Source organism: Sphingomonas sp. MS122 (assembly GCF_049532975.1).
Lineage (GTDB): Bacteria > Pseudomonadota > Alphaproteobacteria > Sphingomonadales > Sphingomonadaceae > Sphingomonas.
On record NZ_CP186695.1, the window covers coordinates 3,914,915 to 3,929,202 of the forward strand.

17 protein-coding genes are annotated in these 14,288 nt (G+C 68.7%); 7 read left to right on the forward strand and 10 right to left on the reverse strand.

Annotated features, from left to right (window positions below; genetic code table 11):
* Position 1: 1 nt before the first annotated feature.
* A complete protein-coding gene (gene tkt, locus ACO227_RS18665) occupies positions 2-1,957 on the reverse strand; it encodes a transketolase (protein ID WP_423603954.1) in 1,956 nt (651 codons plus the stop codon).
* A 134-nt stretch (positions 1,958-2,091) separates the two neighbouring features.
* On the opposite strand from tkt, the gene ACO227_RS18670 reads away from it, so the two are divergent.
* From ACO227_RS18670 to ACO227_RS18685, 4 genes are all read left to right on the forward strand, one after another.
* Positions 2,092-2,277 carry a hypothetical protein gene (locus ACO227_RS18670; RefSeq protein ID WP_343519805.1) on the forward strand — a complete coding sequence of 62 codons (186 nt, stop codon included), beginning with the start codon at positions 2,092-2,094 and terminating at the stop codon, positions 2,275-2,277.
* A complete protein-coding gene (zapA, locus tag ACO227_RS18675; RefSeq protein WP_423603957.1) occupies positions 2,277-2,579 on the forward strand; it encodes a cell division protein ZapA in 303 nt (100 codons plus the stop codon). Before ACO227_RS18670 ends, zapA begins: the two co-directional genes overlap by 1 nt.
* Before the next feature lie 231 nt (positions 2,580-2,810).
* A complete protein-coding gene (locus ACO227_RS18680; RefSeq protein WP_423603958.1) occupies positions 2,811-3,332 on the forward strand; it encodes a 5-formyltetrahydrofolate cyclo-ligase in 522 nt (173 codons plus the stop codon).
* Positions 3,329-3,556: a DUF2842 domain-containing protein gene (locus tag ACO227_RS18685; protein ID WP_423603959.1), complete on the forward strand. Its 228-nt coding sequence runs from the start codon at positions 3,329-3,331 to the stop codon at positions 3,554-3,556. Before ACO227_RS18680 ends, ACO227_RS18685 begins: the two co-directional genes overlap by 4 nt.
* On the opposite strand, the gene ACO227_RS18690 is transcribed toward ACO227_RS18685, so the two are convergent.
* Both ACO227_RS18690 and ACO227_RS18695 read right to left on the reverse strand, forming a co-directional pair.
* On the reverse strand, positions 3,553-3,915 hold the full coding sequence (locus tag ACO227_RS18690) for a PRC-barrel domain-containing protein (protein ID WP_423603961.1): 363 nt from the start codon (positions 3,913-3,915) through the stop codon (positions 3,553-3,555). The genes ACO227_RS18685 and ACO227_RS18690 overlap by 4 nt on opposite strands.
* 47 nt (positions 3,916-3,962) lie before the next feature.
* Positions 3,963-4,766 carry a helix-turn-helix domain-containing protein gene (locus ACO227_RS18695; protein ID WP_423603963.1) on the reverse strand — a complete coding sequence of 268 codons (804 nt, stop codon included), beginning with the start codon at positions 4,764-4,766 and terminating at the stop codon, positions 3,963-3,965.
* A gap of 83 nt (positions 4,767-4,849) precedes the next feature.
* Here ACO227_RS18695 and ACO227_RS18700 point away from each other — a divergent pair, with 83 nt between their 5' ends.
* Positions 4,850-6,721 (forward strand): M1 family metallopeptidase, encoded by a 1,872-nt coding sequence (locus tag ACO227_RS18700; protein WP_423603965.1) that lies wholly within the window; start codon positions 4,850-4,852, stop codon positions 6,719-6,721.
* Here ACO227_RS18700 and ACO227_RS18705 read toward each other — a convergent pair whose 3' ends face one another.
* The 7 genes from ACO227_RS18705 to ACO227_RS18735 are packed head-to-tail and all read right to left on the reverse strand — an operon-like array spanning position 6,722 to position 13,355.
* On the reverse strand, positions 6,722-8,344 hold the full coding sequence (locus ACO227_RS18705; RefSeq protein WP_423603967.1) for an acyl-CoA dehydrogenase family protein: 1,623 nt from the start codon (positions 8,342-8,344) through the stop codon (positions 6,722-6,724). It lies immediately after the preceding gene.
* Between the two features lie 27 nt (positions 8,345-8,371).
* Positions 8,372-9,895, reverse strand: a complete 1,524-nt coding sequence (locus tag ACO227_RS18710) for a DUF4403 family protein (RefSeq protein WP_423603968.1) — start codon at positions 9,893-9,895, stop codon at positions 8,372-8,374.
* Between the two features lie 42 nt (positions 9,896-9,937).
* Positions 9,938-10,192 (reverse strand): hypothetical protein, encoded by a 255-nt coding sequence (locus ACO227_RS18715; protein WP_423603970.1) that lies wholly within the window; start codon positions 10,190-10,192, stop codon positions 9,938-9,940.
* Position 10,193: 1 nt separating this feature from the next.
* Positions 10,194-10,529 carry a DUF423 domain-containing protein gene (locus tag ACO227_RS18720; RefSeq protein WP_423603972.1) on the reverse strand — a complete coding sequence of 112 codons (336 nt, stop codon included), beginning with the start codon at positions 10,527-10,529 and terminating at the stop codon, positions 10,194-10,196.
* A complete protein-coding gene (locus tag ACO227_RS18725) occupies positions 10,526-12,343 on the reverse strand; it encodes a cation:proton antiporter (RefSeq protein ID WP_423603974.1) in 1,818 nt (605 codons plus the stop codon). Before ACO227_RS18725 ends, ACO227_RS18720 begins: the two co-directional genes overlap by 4 nt.
* Positions 12,343-12,783, reverse strand: coding sequence for an iron-sulfur cluster assembly scaffold protein (locus ACO227_RS18730; protein ID WP_423603976.1), 441 nt, complete (start codon positions 12,781-12,783; stop codon positions 12,343-12,345). Before ACO227_RS18730 ends, ACO227_RS18725 begins: the two co-directional genes overlap by 1 nt.
* Entirely contained in the window at positions 12,780-13,355 is a 576-nt protein-coding gene (locus tag ACO227_RS18735; protein WP_423603978.1) for a CvpA family protein, read from the reverse strand. The genes ACO227_RS18730 and ACO227_RS18735 overlap by 4 nt, the downstream gene beginning before the upstream one ends.
* Before the next feature lie 166 nt (positions 13,356-13,521).
* Here ACO227_RS18735 and ACO227_RS18740 point away from each other — a divergent pair, with 166 nt between their 5' ends.
* Both ACO227_RS18740 and ACO227_RS18745 read left to right on the forward strand, forming a co-directional pair.
* On the forward strand, positions 13,522-14,037 hold the full coding sequence (locus ACO227_RS18740; RefSeq protein WP_423603980.1) for a DUF2975 domain-containing protein: 516 nt from the start codon (positions 13,522-13,524) through the stop codon (positions 14,035-14,037).
* Positions 14,037-14,246 carry a helix-turn-helix domain-containing protein gene (locus tag ACO227_RS18745; protein WP_423603981.1) on the forward strand — a complete coding sequence of 70 codons (210 nt, stop codon included), beginning with the start codon at positions 14,037-14,039 and terminating at the stop codon, positions 14,244-14,246. The genes ACO227_RS18740 and ACO227_RS18745 overlap by 1 nt, the downstream gene beginning before the upstream one ends.
* Positions 14,247-14,288: the final 42 nt, after the last annotated feature.

A 14,288-nucleotide genomic window follows, 5' to 3' on the forward strand; every position in this document is an offset into this window, starting at 1 on the left:
CCTAGGCCTTCAGTCGTTCGATAATCTGGGGAGCGATCGTCGCGGCGGTAAGCCCGAAATGCTCGTAAAGCTTGGGTCCGGGCCCCGAGGCGCCGAACCGGTCGATGCCGAAGCGTAGCCCGTGGATGCCGGTATAGCGCTCCCAGCCGATTGTCGTGCCGGCCTCGATCGAGACGCGCAGCACGTCACGCGGCAGGATGTCATCGTGATACGCCGCATCCTGCGCGTCGAAGCGCGACCAGCAGGGCAGCGAGACGACATCGGCGCCGATCCCCTGCGCTTCGAGCTCGGCGCGCACCGCGACCGCGATCTCGACCTCCGAACCGGTGGCGATCAGCACGACCTTGCGCTCGGCTTCGGCGGCCTGGAGACGATAGCCGCCCTTGGCCGCGCCGCCCTTGCTCAGCTGCGGCAGGTTCTGGCGCGACAGCGCGAGCAGCGACGGCCCATCCTTGCGCGCCACCGCCTCGCCCCACGCCTCGGCGGTCTCGACCACGTCGCACGGGCGCCACAGCTCGAGGTTCGGGATCAGGCGCAGCGACATGACATGCTCGACCGGCTGGTGAGTCGGGCCATCCTCGCCAAGGCCGATCGAATCATGCGTCATGACATAGACGACCCGGGCGTTCTGCAGCGCCGAGAGGCGGATCGCCGGACGGGCATAGTCGGAGAAGACGAGAAAGGTGCCACCATAGGGCAGCACGCCGCCGTGCAGCGCCATGCCGTTCATCGCCGCGGCCATGCCGAACTCGCGGATGCCGTAGCGGACATAGCGGCCCGCCGGGTTCTCGGCGGTGAAGTCCTGCATCCCCTTGGTCAGCGTGTTGTTCGACGGGGTGAGGTCGGCCGAGCCGCCGATCGTCTCGGGCAGCGCGGCATTAATCACCTCGAGCGCCATCTGGCTGGCGCTGCGCGTCGCGACCTTCCTGGGCTCGGCGAGCAGGCTCTCGATATAGGCGTCGAGCGCGAAGCCATTCGGCAGGTCACCCGCCATGCGGCGCGTGAATTCTGCACTATCCGAATGACTTGCGAGGCGATTATTCCACGCGGCATGAGGTTCCGCGCCGCGCTTGCCCGCTTCGAGCCACGCCGCGCGGATATCCGCGGGCACTTCGAACGCCGGGTAGTTCCAGCCGAGCTCAACGCGCGCCGCGGCGACCTCGTCGGCACCCAGCGCCGCGCCATGAGTCGCCGACGTGCCCTGCTTGTTGGGTGCGCCTTTGCCGATGATCGTCTTGCAGCGCACGAGCGAAGGACGCGGGTCGGCGAGCGCGGCGTCGAATGCCGCCTTGATGCTCGCCGGGTCATGCCCGTCGCACGCCACGGTGTGCCAGCCGGTCGCTTCGTAGCGCGCCGGAATGTCCTCGCTCGACGACAGCCCGACCTTGCCGTCGATCGTGATGTTGTTGTCGTCCCACAGCACGATCAGCCGCCCGAGCTGAAGGTGCCCGGCGAGCCCGATCGCCTCGTGGTTGACTCCCTCCATCAGGCAGCCGTCGCCCGCCAGAACCCAGGTGCGGTGGTCGACCAGATCGTCGCCGAACGTCGCGTTGAGATGGCGCTCGGCGATCGCCATGCCGACCCCCATTGCGAGGCCCTGGCCGAGCGGGCCGGTAGTGCACTCGACGCCCGGCAGCTCGAAATTCTCGGGGTGCCCGGCGCAGGGCGAGCCGACCTGGCGGAAGCTGGCGATGTCCTCGATCGTCGGGCGCGCATAGCCGGCGAGGTGGAGCAGCGAATAGATCAGCATCGAGCCATGGCCGGCCGACAGCACGAAGCGGTCGCGATCGGCCCATTTGGGATCGGCCGGATCGTATTTCAGATAATCGCTGAACAGCACCGTGGCGACATCGGCCATGCCCATCGGCATGCCGGGGTGGCCCGAATTGGCGGCCTCGACCGCATCCATGGAGAGCGCGCGAATGGCGTTGGCGCGGTCAACGAACGAAACGGTCACGGCATGTCCCCTGATGCCGGGCCCGCATCCCGCCTGACCCGGCGAATCGAATGTGGCGTGCCAATGCGGCGGGCAGGCGCGCGCGTCAACACCGGGGGGTTGCGGGGGAGATAAAGCGTGCCTATCCACGCCGGATGGCGGAGGCGGCATCCCCTGCGCTCGACCGGATCGAGCGCGCGATCGCGCGGATCGAGGCGGCGGCGCGCAAGCGCGCGTTCGAGGCTGACCGGCTGGAGCACCGCCACGCGATGCTGCGCGAGAAGGTCGAGGACGCGATCGAGGCGCTCGATGCGCTGATCGAGAAGCAGGCGGCCGAATAATGGGACAGGTCACGCTCACCGTCGCCGGCCGCAGCCACACCATCGCCTGCCGCGACGGCGAGGAGATTCATCTCCAGCGCCTCGAAGGCATCCTCAACCAGCATGCCGAGACCGCGCTCGCCGCGTCGGGCGGCCTGTCGGGCGAGCGCACGATGCTGTTCCTCGCGCTGATCCTCGCCGACCTGCTCGACGAGGCGGAGCGCAATCCGCCGGGGGGCGTCTCGCCGGTGCTGCTCGACAATCTCGCCGATCGTCTGGAAGCCGTCGCTGCGGCCCTTGAGGATCGCGGTGAAAATTCCTAAATAGGCCCGTGGCGGGCACTGCCCGGTACGAGCTATCGATCATCCCTGAGGCTATTCATCATCCACGGGGGCTGTCCCTGCGCAGATCCAGGTCTGACGTACATGGTCCCCACCTGACGTTTTGGGCGTCAGTGGATATCTCAGCAACCGGCCCATGGTGGTCCCGCCACACCCCCTTCTGAAGCATTCGGAAAAATCGCGATGGATGATAAACGCACCCTTCGCGCCCGGATGCGCGCGCTGCGCGACGAGTTCGCGATGACGATCGGCGGCGTGATCGAGCCGCCCCCGGCCCTGCTCGCGCGCTTCGCGCCGGGCGTCACCGTATCGAGCTATGTTCCGGTCGGCAGCGAGGCCGATCCCACGGCGATCGCCTTCGCCGCGAGCGAGCGCGGCTGCACCATCGTTCTCCCGCATGTCACGAGCCGCGAGTCGCCCGTGCGCTTCTTCCACTGGAGCCCGGAGCAACCGCTGGTCGACGGCCCGCTCGGCCTGCGCCAGCCCGCGGACGACGGGCCCGAGGCCGAGCCCGACATCGTGCTCACCCCTCTCCTCGCCTTCGACCGCGCGATGAACCGGCTCGGGCAGGGCGCGGGCCACTACGACCGCGTGTTCGAGCGCCTCCCCGGCGCATGGCGCATAGGCATCGCCTGGTCGGTGCAGCAGGTCGAGAGTCTCATCATCGATCCATGGGACATGCCGCTCCATGGCGTCGTGACCGAGGCCGCGTCCTGGGGCGAGGCGGCGGCATGACTCCGGCTCCTTCGTGGCGCAAGCCGGTGGGCGCCTTCGCGATCATCGCGCTGATCCTGGTATGGTGCGTCGGCGTGGCGAGCCTTTCCGCCACGGTCGGCCAATGGCCGGTGCTCGTCCAGTTGGTCTTCTACGTCTTCACCGGAATCGTCTGGATCCTGCCCTTGAAGCCGCTGCTCCGCTGGATGGAGACCGGCCGCTGGCGCCTGCCCAAGGCGGACTAGATGTAAGGGAAGCCGTAATAGGTGTAGACCTGCTCGCGATAGGCGCTGTCGTATTTCGGTTCCTCGCCCTCGGCGTCATAGCCCGGCGCGCCCTCGATCTGATCCTTGGTCACGTCGACGACATAGCCGCCCTTGTCGGGCTCATAGGTCAGCGCTCGCCAGGGCAGCGGATAGTGGCGGTTGCCGATCCCGAACAGGCCGCCGAACGAAAGCACGGCATATTCAGCCTGGCCCGAGACCTTGTCGACCATGAAGCGTGCGACCGTGCCGAGCCGATCGCCCGCACGGTTGTACACCGCGGTTCCCTCGACCCGGTCCGACGCGATCATCGGATGCGGGCTGTCGATGGTGGTATCCATTGCGTCTCTCCTTCACCGGAGAAGAACGCACGAACGACCCGGAAGTGTCAGCGGCTAAGGGCCGCGCGCGTTGCCGCATCGGCAGGATAGAAGGCCTCGATCGCCAGTTCCGACAGCGTCACGTCCTGCGGCGTCCCGAACACGGTGGTGGTCGACAGGAACGACAATTCGCCCGCCTCGGAGCGCAGCTTGAGCGGCACCACCGGGCTCGCGCTCACCGCCGGCGGCTGGCGGCGTGGCCCGAGCGAGGGCATCGCCTCGAGCTCGGCGAGCAGCGTCTCGATCGCGGGGTCGCCCGTCGCTTTGGCCTCATGGCGCAGCCGCGAGAGGATATGCGCGCGCCACTCGCCATAGTTGACGATGCGCGGGCCCAGCCCCTCGCGGTGCAGGCTGAGCTTGAGCACGTTGCACGGCCGCGCCAGCAGCCATGGCGCCACGCCGACCAGCAATGGTCCCACGGCATCGTTGTGCGCGACGAGGTTCCATGCCCGGTCGACGACCAGCGCCGGGAACGGCTCGTGCCCCTTGAGGATCAGCAGCATCGCCTCGCGCACGTCGGCCAGCGCCTCGTCCTCCAGCGCATGCTCGGCGAAGTGCGGCGCGTGGCCCGCGCCGAGCAGCAGCCGGTTGCGCTCGCGCAGCGGCAGCTCGAGGCTTTCGGCGAGCAGCAGCACCATGTCGCGCCCCGGCCGCGAGCGCCCGCTCTCGACGAAGCTCAGGTGCCGCTGCGAGATGCCCGCCTCCATCGCGAGGTCGAGCTGGCTGAGCCGCCGCCGCGCGCGCCAGTGGCGGAGCTGTTCGCCAACGGGCTGGATGGTCTGGCTGGCGGCTTGCTGGATGACGTGCTGCATGTGGAAGAATCTACCGTCGCCGTTCACGCCGCACCAGCCTGCACGGTTGCGAAGGATACCAACCCGCCCTAGCAACGCTGGCCATGCGTATCCTTACCCTCGCAGCCCTGCTGCTCGCCTCAGCCGCCCCTGCACCGGTCCTCGCCCAGAAGGTCGCACCGATCCTCACCACGCCCGAAGCGAAGGACGTGTGGACTCGCGCCCGCCCGGCCGAAGCGCGGGTGACTCATGTCGATCTCGACCTCGATGTCGATTTCGCGAGCCAGACCATCGCCGGCACCGCGACGCTCGAGGTGCTCGCGGCGAAAGGCGCCAAGGAGATCGTGCTCGACACGCTCGACCTCGCGATCAGCTCGATCACCGACGAGAAGGGCCGCAAGCTCGCCTACACGCTCGGCGAAAAGGACGAGCAACTCGGCAGCGCGCTCACCATCCAGCTCGGCGGCGCAAAGCAGATCCGCGTCGCCTATGCCTCGACGCCCGGCGCGCGTGCGCTGCAATGGCTGACCCCCGAGCAGACGCTGGGCAAGGCCAAGCCCTTCCTGTTCAGTCAAGGCCAAGCGATCAACAACCGCAGCTGGATCCCCACCCAGGACAGCCCCGGCATCCGCCAGACCTGGCACGCGACGATCCGCGTGCCCGAGGGGCTGGTCGCAGTGATGAGCGCGCGTGCCGATACCCCCGAAGGCGAGCCTGTCGCGGGCGGCAAGCGTGCATTCCGCTTCACCATGGAGAACCCGGTCCCGCCCTATCTCGTCGCGCTCGCCGTCGGCGACCTCAAGTTCAAGCCGATCGGCCCGCGCTCGGGGGTATGGTCGGAGCCGGGCATGCTCGACGCCGCGGTCGCCGAGTTCGGCGATGTCGAGAAGATGATCGACGCCGCGCAGGCGCTCTACGGTCCCTATCGCTGGGGCCGCTACGACATGCTCGTGCTGCCGCCGTCCTTCCCGTTCGGCGGGATGGAGAATCCGAATCTCACCTTCCTGACCCCCACCATCCTCACCGGCGATCGCTCGAACACCGACGTCGTCGCGCACGAGCTGGCGCATAGCTGGTCGGGCAACCTCGTCACCAACGCGACCTGGGCGGACGGCTGGCTCAACGAGGGCTTCACCACCTATTTCGAGAACCGCATCATGGAGGCGCTCTACGGCAAGGAGCGCGCGGCGATCTATGCCGACCTCGACTATGCCGGGATGGTGCGCGACGTGAAGAACGCCGGCGGCGACGCCGCGCCTTCCACCCGCCTCCACGGCGAGCCGGGCGACAGCGCGGGGCAGCTCGACTATCTCAAGGGCTCGACCTTCCTGCGCACGATCGAGCAGGCCGTTGGCCGCAACCGCTGGGATCCGTATCTGCGCGGCTATTTCGATCGGCACGCCTTCCAGCCACAGACCAGCGCCGGCTTCCTCGCCGACCTGCGCCAGCACCTGATCAAGGGCGACCAGGCGCTGGAGACCAAGCTCCAGCTCGATCGCTGGGTCTATCAGCCGGGCATCCCGGACAACGCAGTGCACGTGACCTCGGCAACGCTGGCGCAAGTCGACGCGATGCTCGCCGCGTTCAACGCAGGCGGCCCGGCCTCGGCGATCAAGACCGACGGCTGGCAGACCCAGCAGTGGAAGCGGCTGCTCGACAACCTCCCGCGCCAGCAGAGCGCGGCACGGCTCAAGGAACTCGACGACGCGCTCGGTCTGACCCGCTCGACCAACGCCTATGTCCAGTCCGCGTGGTTCGACCTCGCCATCGCCAACCGCTACGAGCCGGTCGTGCCCGCGCTGGAGGAATATCTCACCCGCGTCGGTCGCAACCTGCTGGTGACGCCGCTCTATCGCGGACTCAAGGCGCAGGGCGAATGGGGCGAGCCGATCGCGCGCCGCATCTTCGCCAAGGCCAGGCCGGGCTATCACCCGGTGACGGTCGGCGCAGTGACCAAGATCCTCGACAGTAACTGATCAAGCGACGGGCATCGCTCGCTCGATCACGGCACGCGCGTCGATCGCCGCGTCGAACGCGCCATAGGCGCTGCCGCGCGGCGCCAGCCGCAGCCGGCAAAACGCCTCCGCCACGGGACTCTCCCAGTCGAGCAGCACCGCCGCCTGCGCCGCGAGCGCAAGCCGCTCGACGAGCAGCCGCGCATTGCCTTCATTCGCCGCCTTGACGTCGATCGCGTCGACCCACGTGTCGTAGAGCGGATCACGCCCCCGCCGCGCCGCAAGGAACGCGTGCAGCGCCTCGACCCCTTCCGGCTCGCGCGCCAGCCCGCGCAACAGGTCGAGCGCGATGACGTTGCCCGATCCTTCCCAGATCGCATTGAGCGGCGACTGGCGGAACAGCCGGGGCATCGGCCCCGCCTCGATGTACCCCGCGCCGCCATGGCACTCCATCGCCTCGTAGACGAGGCCGGGCGCGCGCTTGCACACCCAGTATTTGGCAATCGGCGTGAGCAGCCGGGCGACCGGATCGTCCTCGTCGAACGCCTGCGCCAGCCGCAACCCCAGCGCGGTCGCCGCCTCGCTCTCCACCGCCAGATCGGCGAGCACGGCCGCCATCGCCGGCTGGTCGACCAGCCGCCGCTGGAAGGCCGAGCGGTGCGCGGTATGCCACAGCGCCTGCGCCAGCGCGCCGCGCATCTGCTGCGCCGAGCCGATCACGCAGTCGAGCCGCGTGTGCTGCACCATCTGGATGATCGTCGCGACCCCGCGCCCCTCCTCGCCCAGCCGCTGCGCCGGCGCGCCATGATATTCGATCTCGGACGAGGCATTGGAGCGGTCGCCGAGCTTGTCCTTGAGCCGCATGATGCGGAACCCCGCATTGCGCGTACCGTCGGGCAGCCAGCGCGGCACGAGGAAGCAGGTGAGGCCACCTTCGGCATAAGCGAGCGTCAGGAAGGCGTCGCACATCGGCGCCGAGCAGAACCATTTGTGCCCGGTGAGGGCGTACCATCCCGCTTCTCCGATGGGCTCGGCACGCGTGGTATTGGCCCGGACGTCCGACCCGCCCTGCTTCTCGGTCATCGCCATGCCGATGGTGACCCCGGCCTTTTCCGACGCCGGGCGGAAGGCGGGATCGTAGCGGGCGGCCGTGATCCGCGGCACCCAGTCCTCCGCCACGCCCGGCTCGGCGCGCAGCGCCGGCACCGCGGCATAGGTCATCGTCATCGGGCAGCTCGTCCCCGAATCCGCCTGGCCGGTGAGGAAGAGGATCGCGGCATGCGCGACATGCCCCGCAGGCGCGCCGTCCCACGCCACCGCCGCCAGCCCGCTCTCCAGCCCCAGCCGCATCAGCTGGTGATAGGCGGGGTGGAAGCGCACCTCGTCGATGCGCTGGCCGTAGCGGTCGAAGCTTTCGAGCATGGGCAGGTTGCGATTGGCCTCGACACCCCACTCGATCACCTCGGCCGAGCCGGTCCGCGCGCCCAGTGCCGCCAGCCGCTCGGCATGCCGCCCGCCCCCCGCCCGCGCCACCGCATCCGCGAGCGCGCAGTCGCCGGTGAACAGGTTCACCTCCTCGAACGGCGGCGGCTGGTTGAACACCTCGTGCGTGTCGAGTTCGACGAGCGGGCGGATGCTGGACATGGCTTCGATCCTCCGGGACGTGCCAGCCTATCGCGCCGCCTTCGCCGCCTCCAGTGCCCGCGCACGCTCCCGAGCGGCCCGCTTCGCCCGCCGCTCGGCGACCAGCACCGCGGCACGGTGCGGATCATGGGTCAGGCTGGCGGTCGCGGTGGCGTCGGCCTCGACCAGGAATCCCTCGGGCGCGATGCGCACCTCGCGGATCTCGGCGCGGCCCATCGCACCCTTGAACACGAAGCCTTCGAAGGGCTGCTCCGCCAGCCAGGCGTCCGCCTTGGCAAGCCCGTCGTCATAGTCCTTGGTGAAGTCATAGCGGATCGCCGCCATCATCCGCTGGCGCAGCGCGGTCTGGTTGACCATCTGGACCAGCAGGTTGAACGCCTTGCTGTCGGTGTCGCCCGCGACGACGAGGTCGCGGACGCCGACGACGCGCCTCGGGATGTCGACCACCGGCGCCGCGACGAACCACACCGTGCCCTTGGTGGTCACCGTGCCGGTCCTGAGCGTCATGTCGACGCCCACCGCGACCTGGTTCTGCGGCGTGCCGTAGATGGTGACGCCATGATACTCCGCCTTCGCCTCCAGCCCGCCCCTGAGCTTGGCCGAGGCGAATTGCGGCTTCTGCAATTCCGCAAGCGCGGCGCGTTCGAGCAGCGGGTAGAGCACCAGCACGGGCACATGCACGTTGATCCCGCGGCCGGGCAAATGGCCCATGAGGTTCGGCAGCGGCGTCACGGACGGATCGTCGGGCCGCTCACCCAGAACTGTCTCGGTCCTGGCCTGCGCCGCGAAACCGACGACGAGGTTGCCGCCCTGCACCGAATAGCCCGAGAAGCCGACTCGCTCGGGCGTGAAGCGCGCCCAGATCTGCGGATCGGTCTTGACGCGGACCGAGGTGAAGCCCTTGGCCCAGACACGCTGGACCTTCGACCGCGCCTGCACCTTGTCGAGATGGCGCGGCAGTGAGCGTTCGAGCCCGGCGAGCACCTGGTGCAGCTTGGGATCGACCTTCGAGGCGAAGGTGATCCGCCGCCCGAGAATGTCGATCCCGATCTTGTTGGTCCAGGCATAGTCCGCCGCGACCTTGGCATGCGGGCGCCAGTCCCTGCTCAGGCCGAGCGTCACCCGCGCCGTCACGTTCATCGCCCCGGTCGCGGTTTCGCGCTTGATGATCTTGCCGATATTCTCGGCACGCACCGTGGCGCTCACCGGCATCGCGATGCGCAGGACGTTTCCCGACCCGGTCAGGCGGATGCGCCCGCGCCGCACGCTTCCGACCAGCCGGCAGCTGATGTCGGGCAGCAGCTTGCTCTTGGTCTTGATGCACGCCTGTTGCGGCTCGTCGATGCGGTGCAGCTCGAGCGGCACCTCGGCGTTGATCGCCTTTTCCAGCTCGGCCATCGGGATCGTCACCGGCAGGCGGATGGTCGAGGCCTGCTCCTTGAGCACCAGCGGCTCGGTCAGCCGCGGCGGCGCGGGATTGGACGCCTGGTCGGTGCACGCGGCGAGCGGCGTGAGCGAAACTACGGCAAACCTGGCCAGCCCGCGCTGCATACCCCCTCCTTCGTGCCCGCGGCCTTGATCCTCCTGAAACTTCTATTGGAGGCAAGTTCCGGCGACATGCGCAATCAGTTCGGCGGCGATGGCCGAGGGCAGAAACAACGGCCACAATCCGGCGCCGCCCAAAAGCTTGCCGCGCCAACCTGAAAAGGCGGTAAACGCCACCGCGAATGGCGCGACGCTCAGATAGAGCAGATTCTGGATTCCCGGCTTGCCGTAGAAGCCGATCAGGAAGGTGATGCCGATCTTGAGCACAATGACCGCGAGGATCGCAATCAGCACCCGCGGCATGTCAGCTCCCTCGTACCGCCGTCCAGGCCAGCCACACCCACCCGGCGATCAGCGCGGTTCCGCCGATCGGGGTGACCGCGCCGAGCCAGCGCGGCCCACCCAGCGCCATCGCGTAGAGCGTCATCGCGAAGATCGCGCCGCCCGCGACGAACAGCCAGCCCGGCCCCTTCGCATCCATCTGCGCCGCGACCAAAGCCGCCACCGCATGGATCAGCTGATATTGTGCGCCGGTCCGCAGCCACTCCTGCGCCTCGCCCGATGCGCCGTGCGCGCCGAACGCCCCCGCGCCAACCGCCAGCGCGCCCGACAGCGCCGCGAGGATCGCCAGCCAGTTCACGGTCTGTCGTCGTCCGTAACTTCCTCGGAAGGAAGCGGCTCGGGCTGCTCGCGCCGCGCCGAGAAGCGCAGCTCGGGCCGCTGCGTGATCGCCTCGCGTGCGGCGAGCATGCTCCCTGCCTCCAACTGGAGCCGAAGCCGCTCGCGGTCGCGCTTGCGGTAGAAGTCCTCACTCTTGTCGATCTCGCCCGAATCGACGCCAACGGCTTCCATCGCCAGACGCGCCATCTTGACCGCGGATTCGAGCACCTCACGCACCACCGCGGTCGCGCTCGAATCCTTGAGCTTGAGCAACGCGCGCCGGTCATAGGCGCGCACGAAGATCGAAGCCTTGGGAAACGCGTCGTGCACCGCCTCCACCAGATCGGGACTGACCTGGTCCTGGTCGAGGCAGAACAGGATCAGCTCGGCCTCGGCCGCGCCGGCCTGGCGCAGCAGGTCGAGCCGCGTGCCGTCGCCATAATAGACCTTGGCGCCGAACTGCCCCGCGACGTCGATCATCTCGATATCGGTGTCGATCAGCGTCACCGCGATGCCCTGCGCATTGAGCATCTGCCCCACCGTCTGCCCGAACCGGCCATAGCCGATGATCAGCGCGTTCGATCCGTCCGACACCGGCCCCTCGCGCTCGCCCTGCGGGCCTTCCTCTTCGGAGCGGAAGCGGCGGGTGAGCATCATCAGGAACGGCGTGGTCGCCATCGACAGCGTCACCACCGCGCTGAACACGCTGACCCCCTCGGGTGCGATCAGCAGCGCCTCCTGCGCTTGCGCGAACAGCACGAAGGCGAACTCGCCCCCTTGGCTCAGCAGCAGCCCGAGCCCGAGCGCCTGGCGCCAGCCCATGCGGAAGGCGAGGCCGAGGCCGAAGATCACCACCGCCTTGGTCGCGATCAGCGCCAGCGCCATCGCCACCACGAACAGCGGCCGCTCGGCGATCGCGGTGAGGTCGAGCAGCATGCCGACCGAGAGGAAGAACAGCCCGAGCAGGATCGAGCGGAACGGCTCGATATCCGCCTCCAGCTCGTGGCGGTAGGGGCTGTCGGCGAGCATCACGCCCGCGACGAACGCGCCGAGCGCGGGCGAGAGGCCAAGCGCCTGCATCAGCGCCGCGCTCGCCACCACGGTGAAGAGGCCGGCGAACACGAACAGCTCGCGCTCGCCCCAATTGCCGATCAGCCGGAACAGCGGCCGCAGCACATAGCGGCCCGCCAGCACCAGGCCGGTGATCGCGAGCACCGTGTAGAGCCCGAGCAGCCAGCCCGGCGGCCCGCCGGCATCGGCCGGGTTGCGGCTCATCACCGCGATGATCGTGATCAGCGGGACGATCGACAGGTCCTGGAACAGCAGGATCGAGAAGGCGCGTTCGCCGAAGGGGGTCCTGAGGCGCCCCGCCGACTGCAGCATCGGCAGCACCTGCGCGGTCGAGGACAGCGCCAGCGGCAATCCCAGCGCCAGCGCCGCAGCGGGCGAGAAGCCCGCTCCGAACGCGATCACCGCGCTGATCGCGATGCCGCACAGCACCACTTGGAGCAGGCCGAAGCCGAAGATATCCTGCTTCATCCGCCACAGCCGCGACGGGCTCAGCTCGAGCCCGACGAGGAACAGCAGCAGCGCGATGCCGAACTCGGCAATCACCATCTTCGATTCGGCGTCGCCGACCAGGTCGAGCAGCTGCGGGCCGACCAGCGCGCCCGCGACGAGATAGCCGAGCGTGGCGCCCAGCCCCAGCCGACGGAAGATCAGCACGAACACCAATGCGAAGCCGAGCAGCGGCGCATACTCGGCGACGTAATTATGGGCCCCGCCGTGCTCCATCAGATTGCTCGCGCGGCGGTCTGGGCCCGGGCCGCGGCTTCCGCCACCGCCTCGAACCCGAGCCGGATCGAGGGATGCCGCGCGCTGTGCGGCAGCGCCGGGGCGAAGATCTCGAGTCCCGGCCAGCCGGGCGGCACGTCGCGCTCACCCGCGAGCCACGCGGTCAGCTCGTCACGCACAGCCTCCAGCTCCGCTAACGACCGCCCGACCGCATGCGCGCCCATCAACGCCGCCGAGGCCTGTCCTAGTGCGCAGGCTCGCACCACCATGCCGATCGCTCGCACCCGGCCGTCCGCGTCGAGGTCGACGTCCACCGTCACCCGGCTCCCGCAAACCGGCGAGCGTTTCTCGACGCTCGCCATCGGGTCCGCGAGCCGCTCGTGGAACGGGATCGAGGCCGCGAGCCGCAGGATGTGGTTGTTGTAGAGCGGCGCGTTCATCCGCCCGATGTATCCCGCTCTGCCTCGTTGGCAAGGCCGTCGGTATCGCTGTCGTTGCCGAACACCGGCTCGCCGCGCCGGCGCCGGTCGACGAACTCGGCGATGCTCGCGCTGGTCGCATTGAGCAGCGGATAGGTGCGCGACTGAGTCATCCAGTCGGGCCGCTGCGCCGGGCCGCCGCTCACCGTGTCGACCACCAGCGTCACCAGCAGGAAGCCGAGGCTCACCAGGATCAGGCCCTTGAGCGCGCCGAAGCCGAAGCCGAGCGCGCGATCGACCGGCCCGAGCAGCCCGCTGCGCGTGCGCGACCCGATCGCATTCGCCACCAGCCGCCCGCCGAAGAAGGTGATCCCCGCGATCAGCGCGAAGGCGAGCACCGCAGCGCCCTGCACCGTGCCCACCGCCCCGGCCAGCATCGCGGCCAGCGGCGTATGCAGGAACTTCAGCGCCACCACCACGAACAGCCACGCCATCAGCGACAGCACCTCGGTGACGAAGCCGCGCATCACGCCCAGCACCGCCGCGCCGCCCACGGCGATCAGCACGATGATATCGATCGCGGTCAGTCCCATGCCCGTCTCAAACCCTTTGCCCAGACCGGCTCATACCGTCCGCGCAGGGCTTGTCGAAGCCAAGTTTTGCCCGACCCCGTTTCAATATCGAATTTCGATAATATCGATTGACGATATGGCCAGACAGATATATCGATATTCGATATCTAAGATATTGGAGGTCGATATGACCGAGGTTCGACACCGGGATCCGCTGCTGACGATCACGCAGTTCCTGCTACGCGTCGTCACCGGGCTGATCGCGCTCACCGCCGTGGTCGTGGCGCTCGCCATCGTCGCGCTGATTCTCTTCCCCCATCAGCAGCTCGTCCCCCGCCTCTCCGCGGACAACACGCTGTGGTGGGTGGTCACCGCCGCAATGGTGAGCCTGGTTCTGCTCACGCTCTACCTGTCCTTCACGCTGACCCTCAGCCGGATCGTCGCCACGGTCGGCACTGGCGACCCCTTCCAGCCCGAAAATGCCGACCGGCTCGACCGCATGGCGTGGCTGACGCTCGCCATGCAGGGCTGCCTGCTCGTGCTCGCGCCGATGGTCGGGGTGATCGCGAGCCGGATCGACGGGCTGCGCGGCGATTTCGACGTGTCGCCCGACGGCTTCATCCTGGCGCTGGTGCTGTTCATCCTCGCCCGCGTGTTCCGCCGCGGCACCCAGATGCGCGACGATCTCGAGGGGACCGTGTGATGGCGATCACCGTGATGCTCGACGATCTGCTGCACCAGCGCCGCATGACCCTCACCGAGCTGGCCGAGCGGATCGACCTGACCCTCGCCAACGCCTCGATCCTCAAGACCGGCAAGGCCAAGGCGATCCGCTTCTCGACGCTCGAGGCGATCTGCCGCGAGCTCGATTGCCAGCCCGGCGACCTGCTGCGCTACGAGCCCGACGCGTGACCCTGGCCCCGGGGCGGTCCCATCTGACCGCCCGGAGGCCAC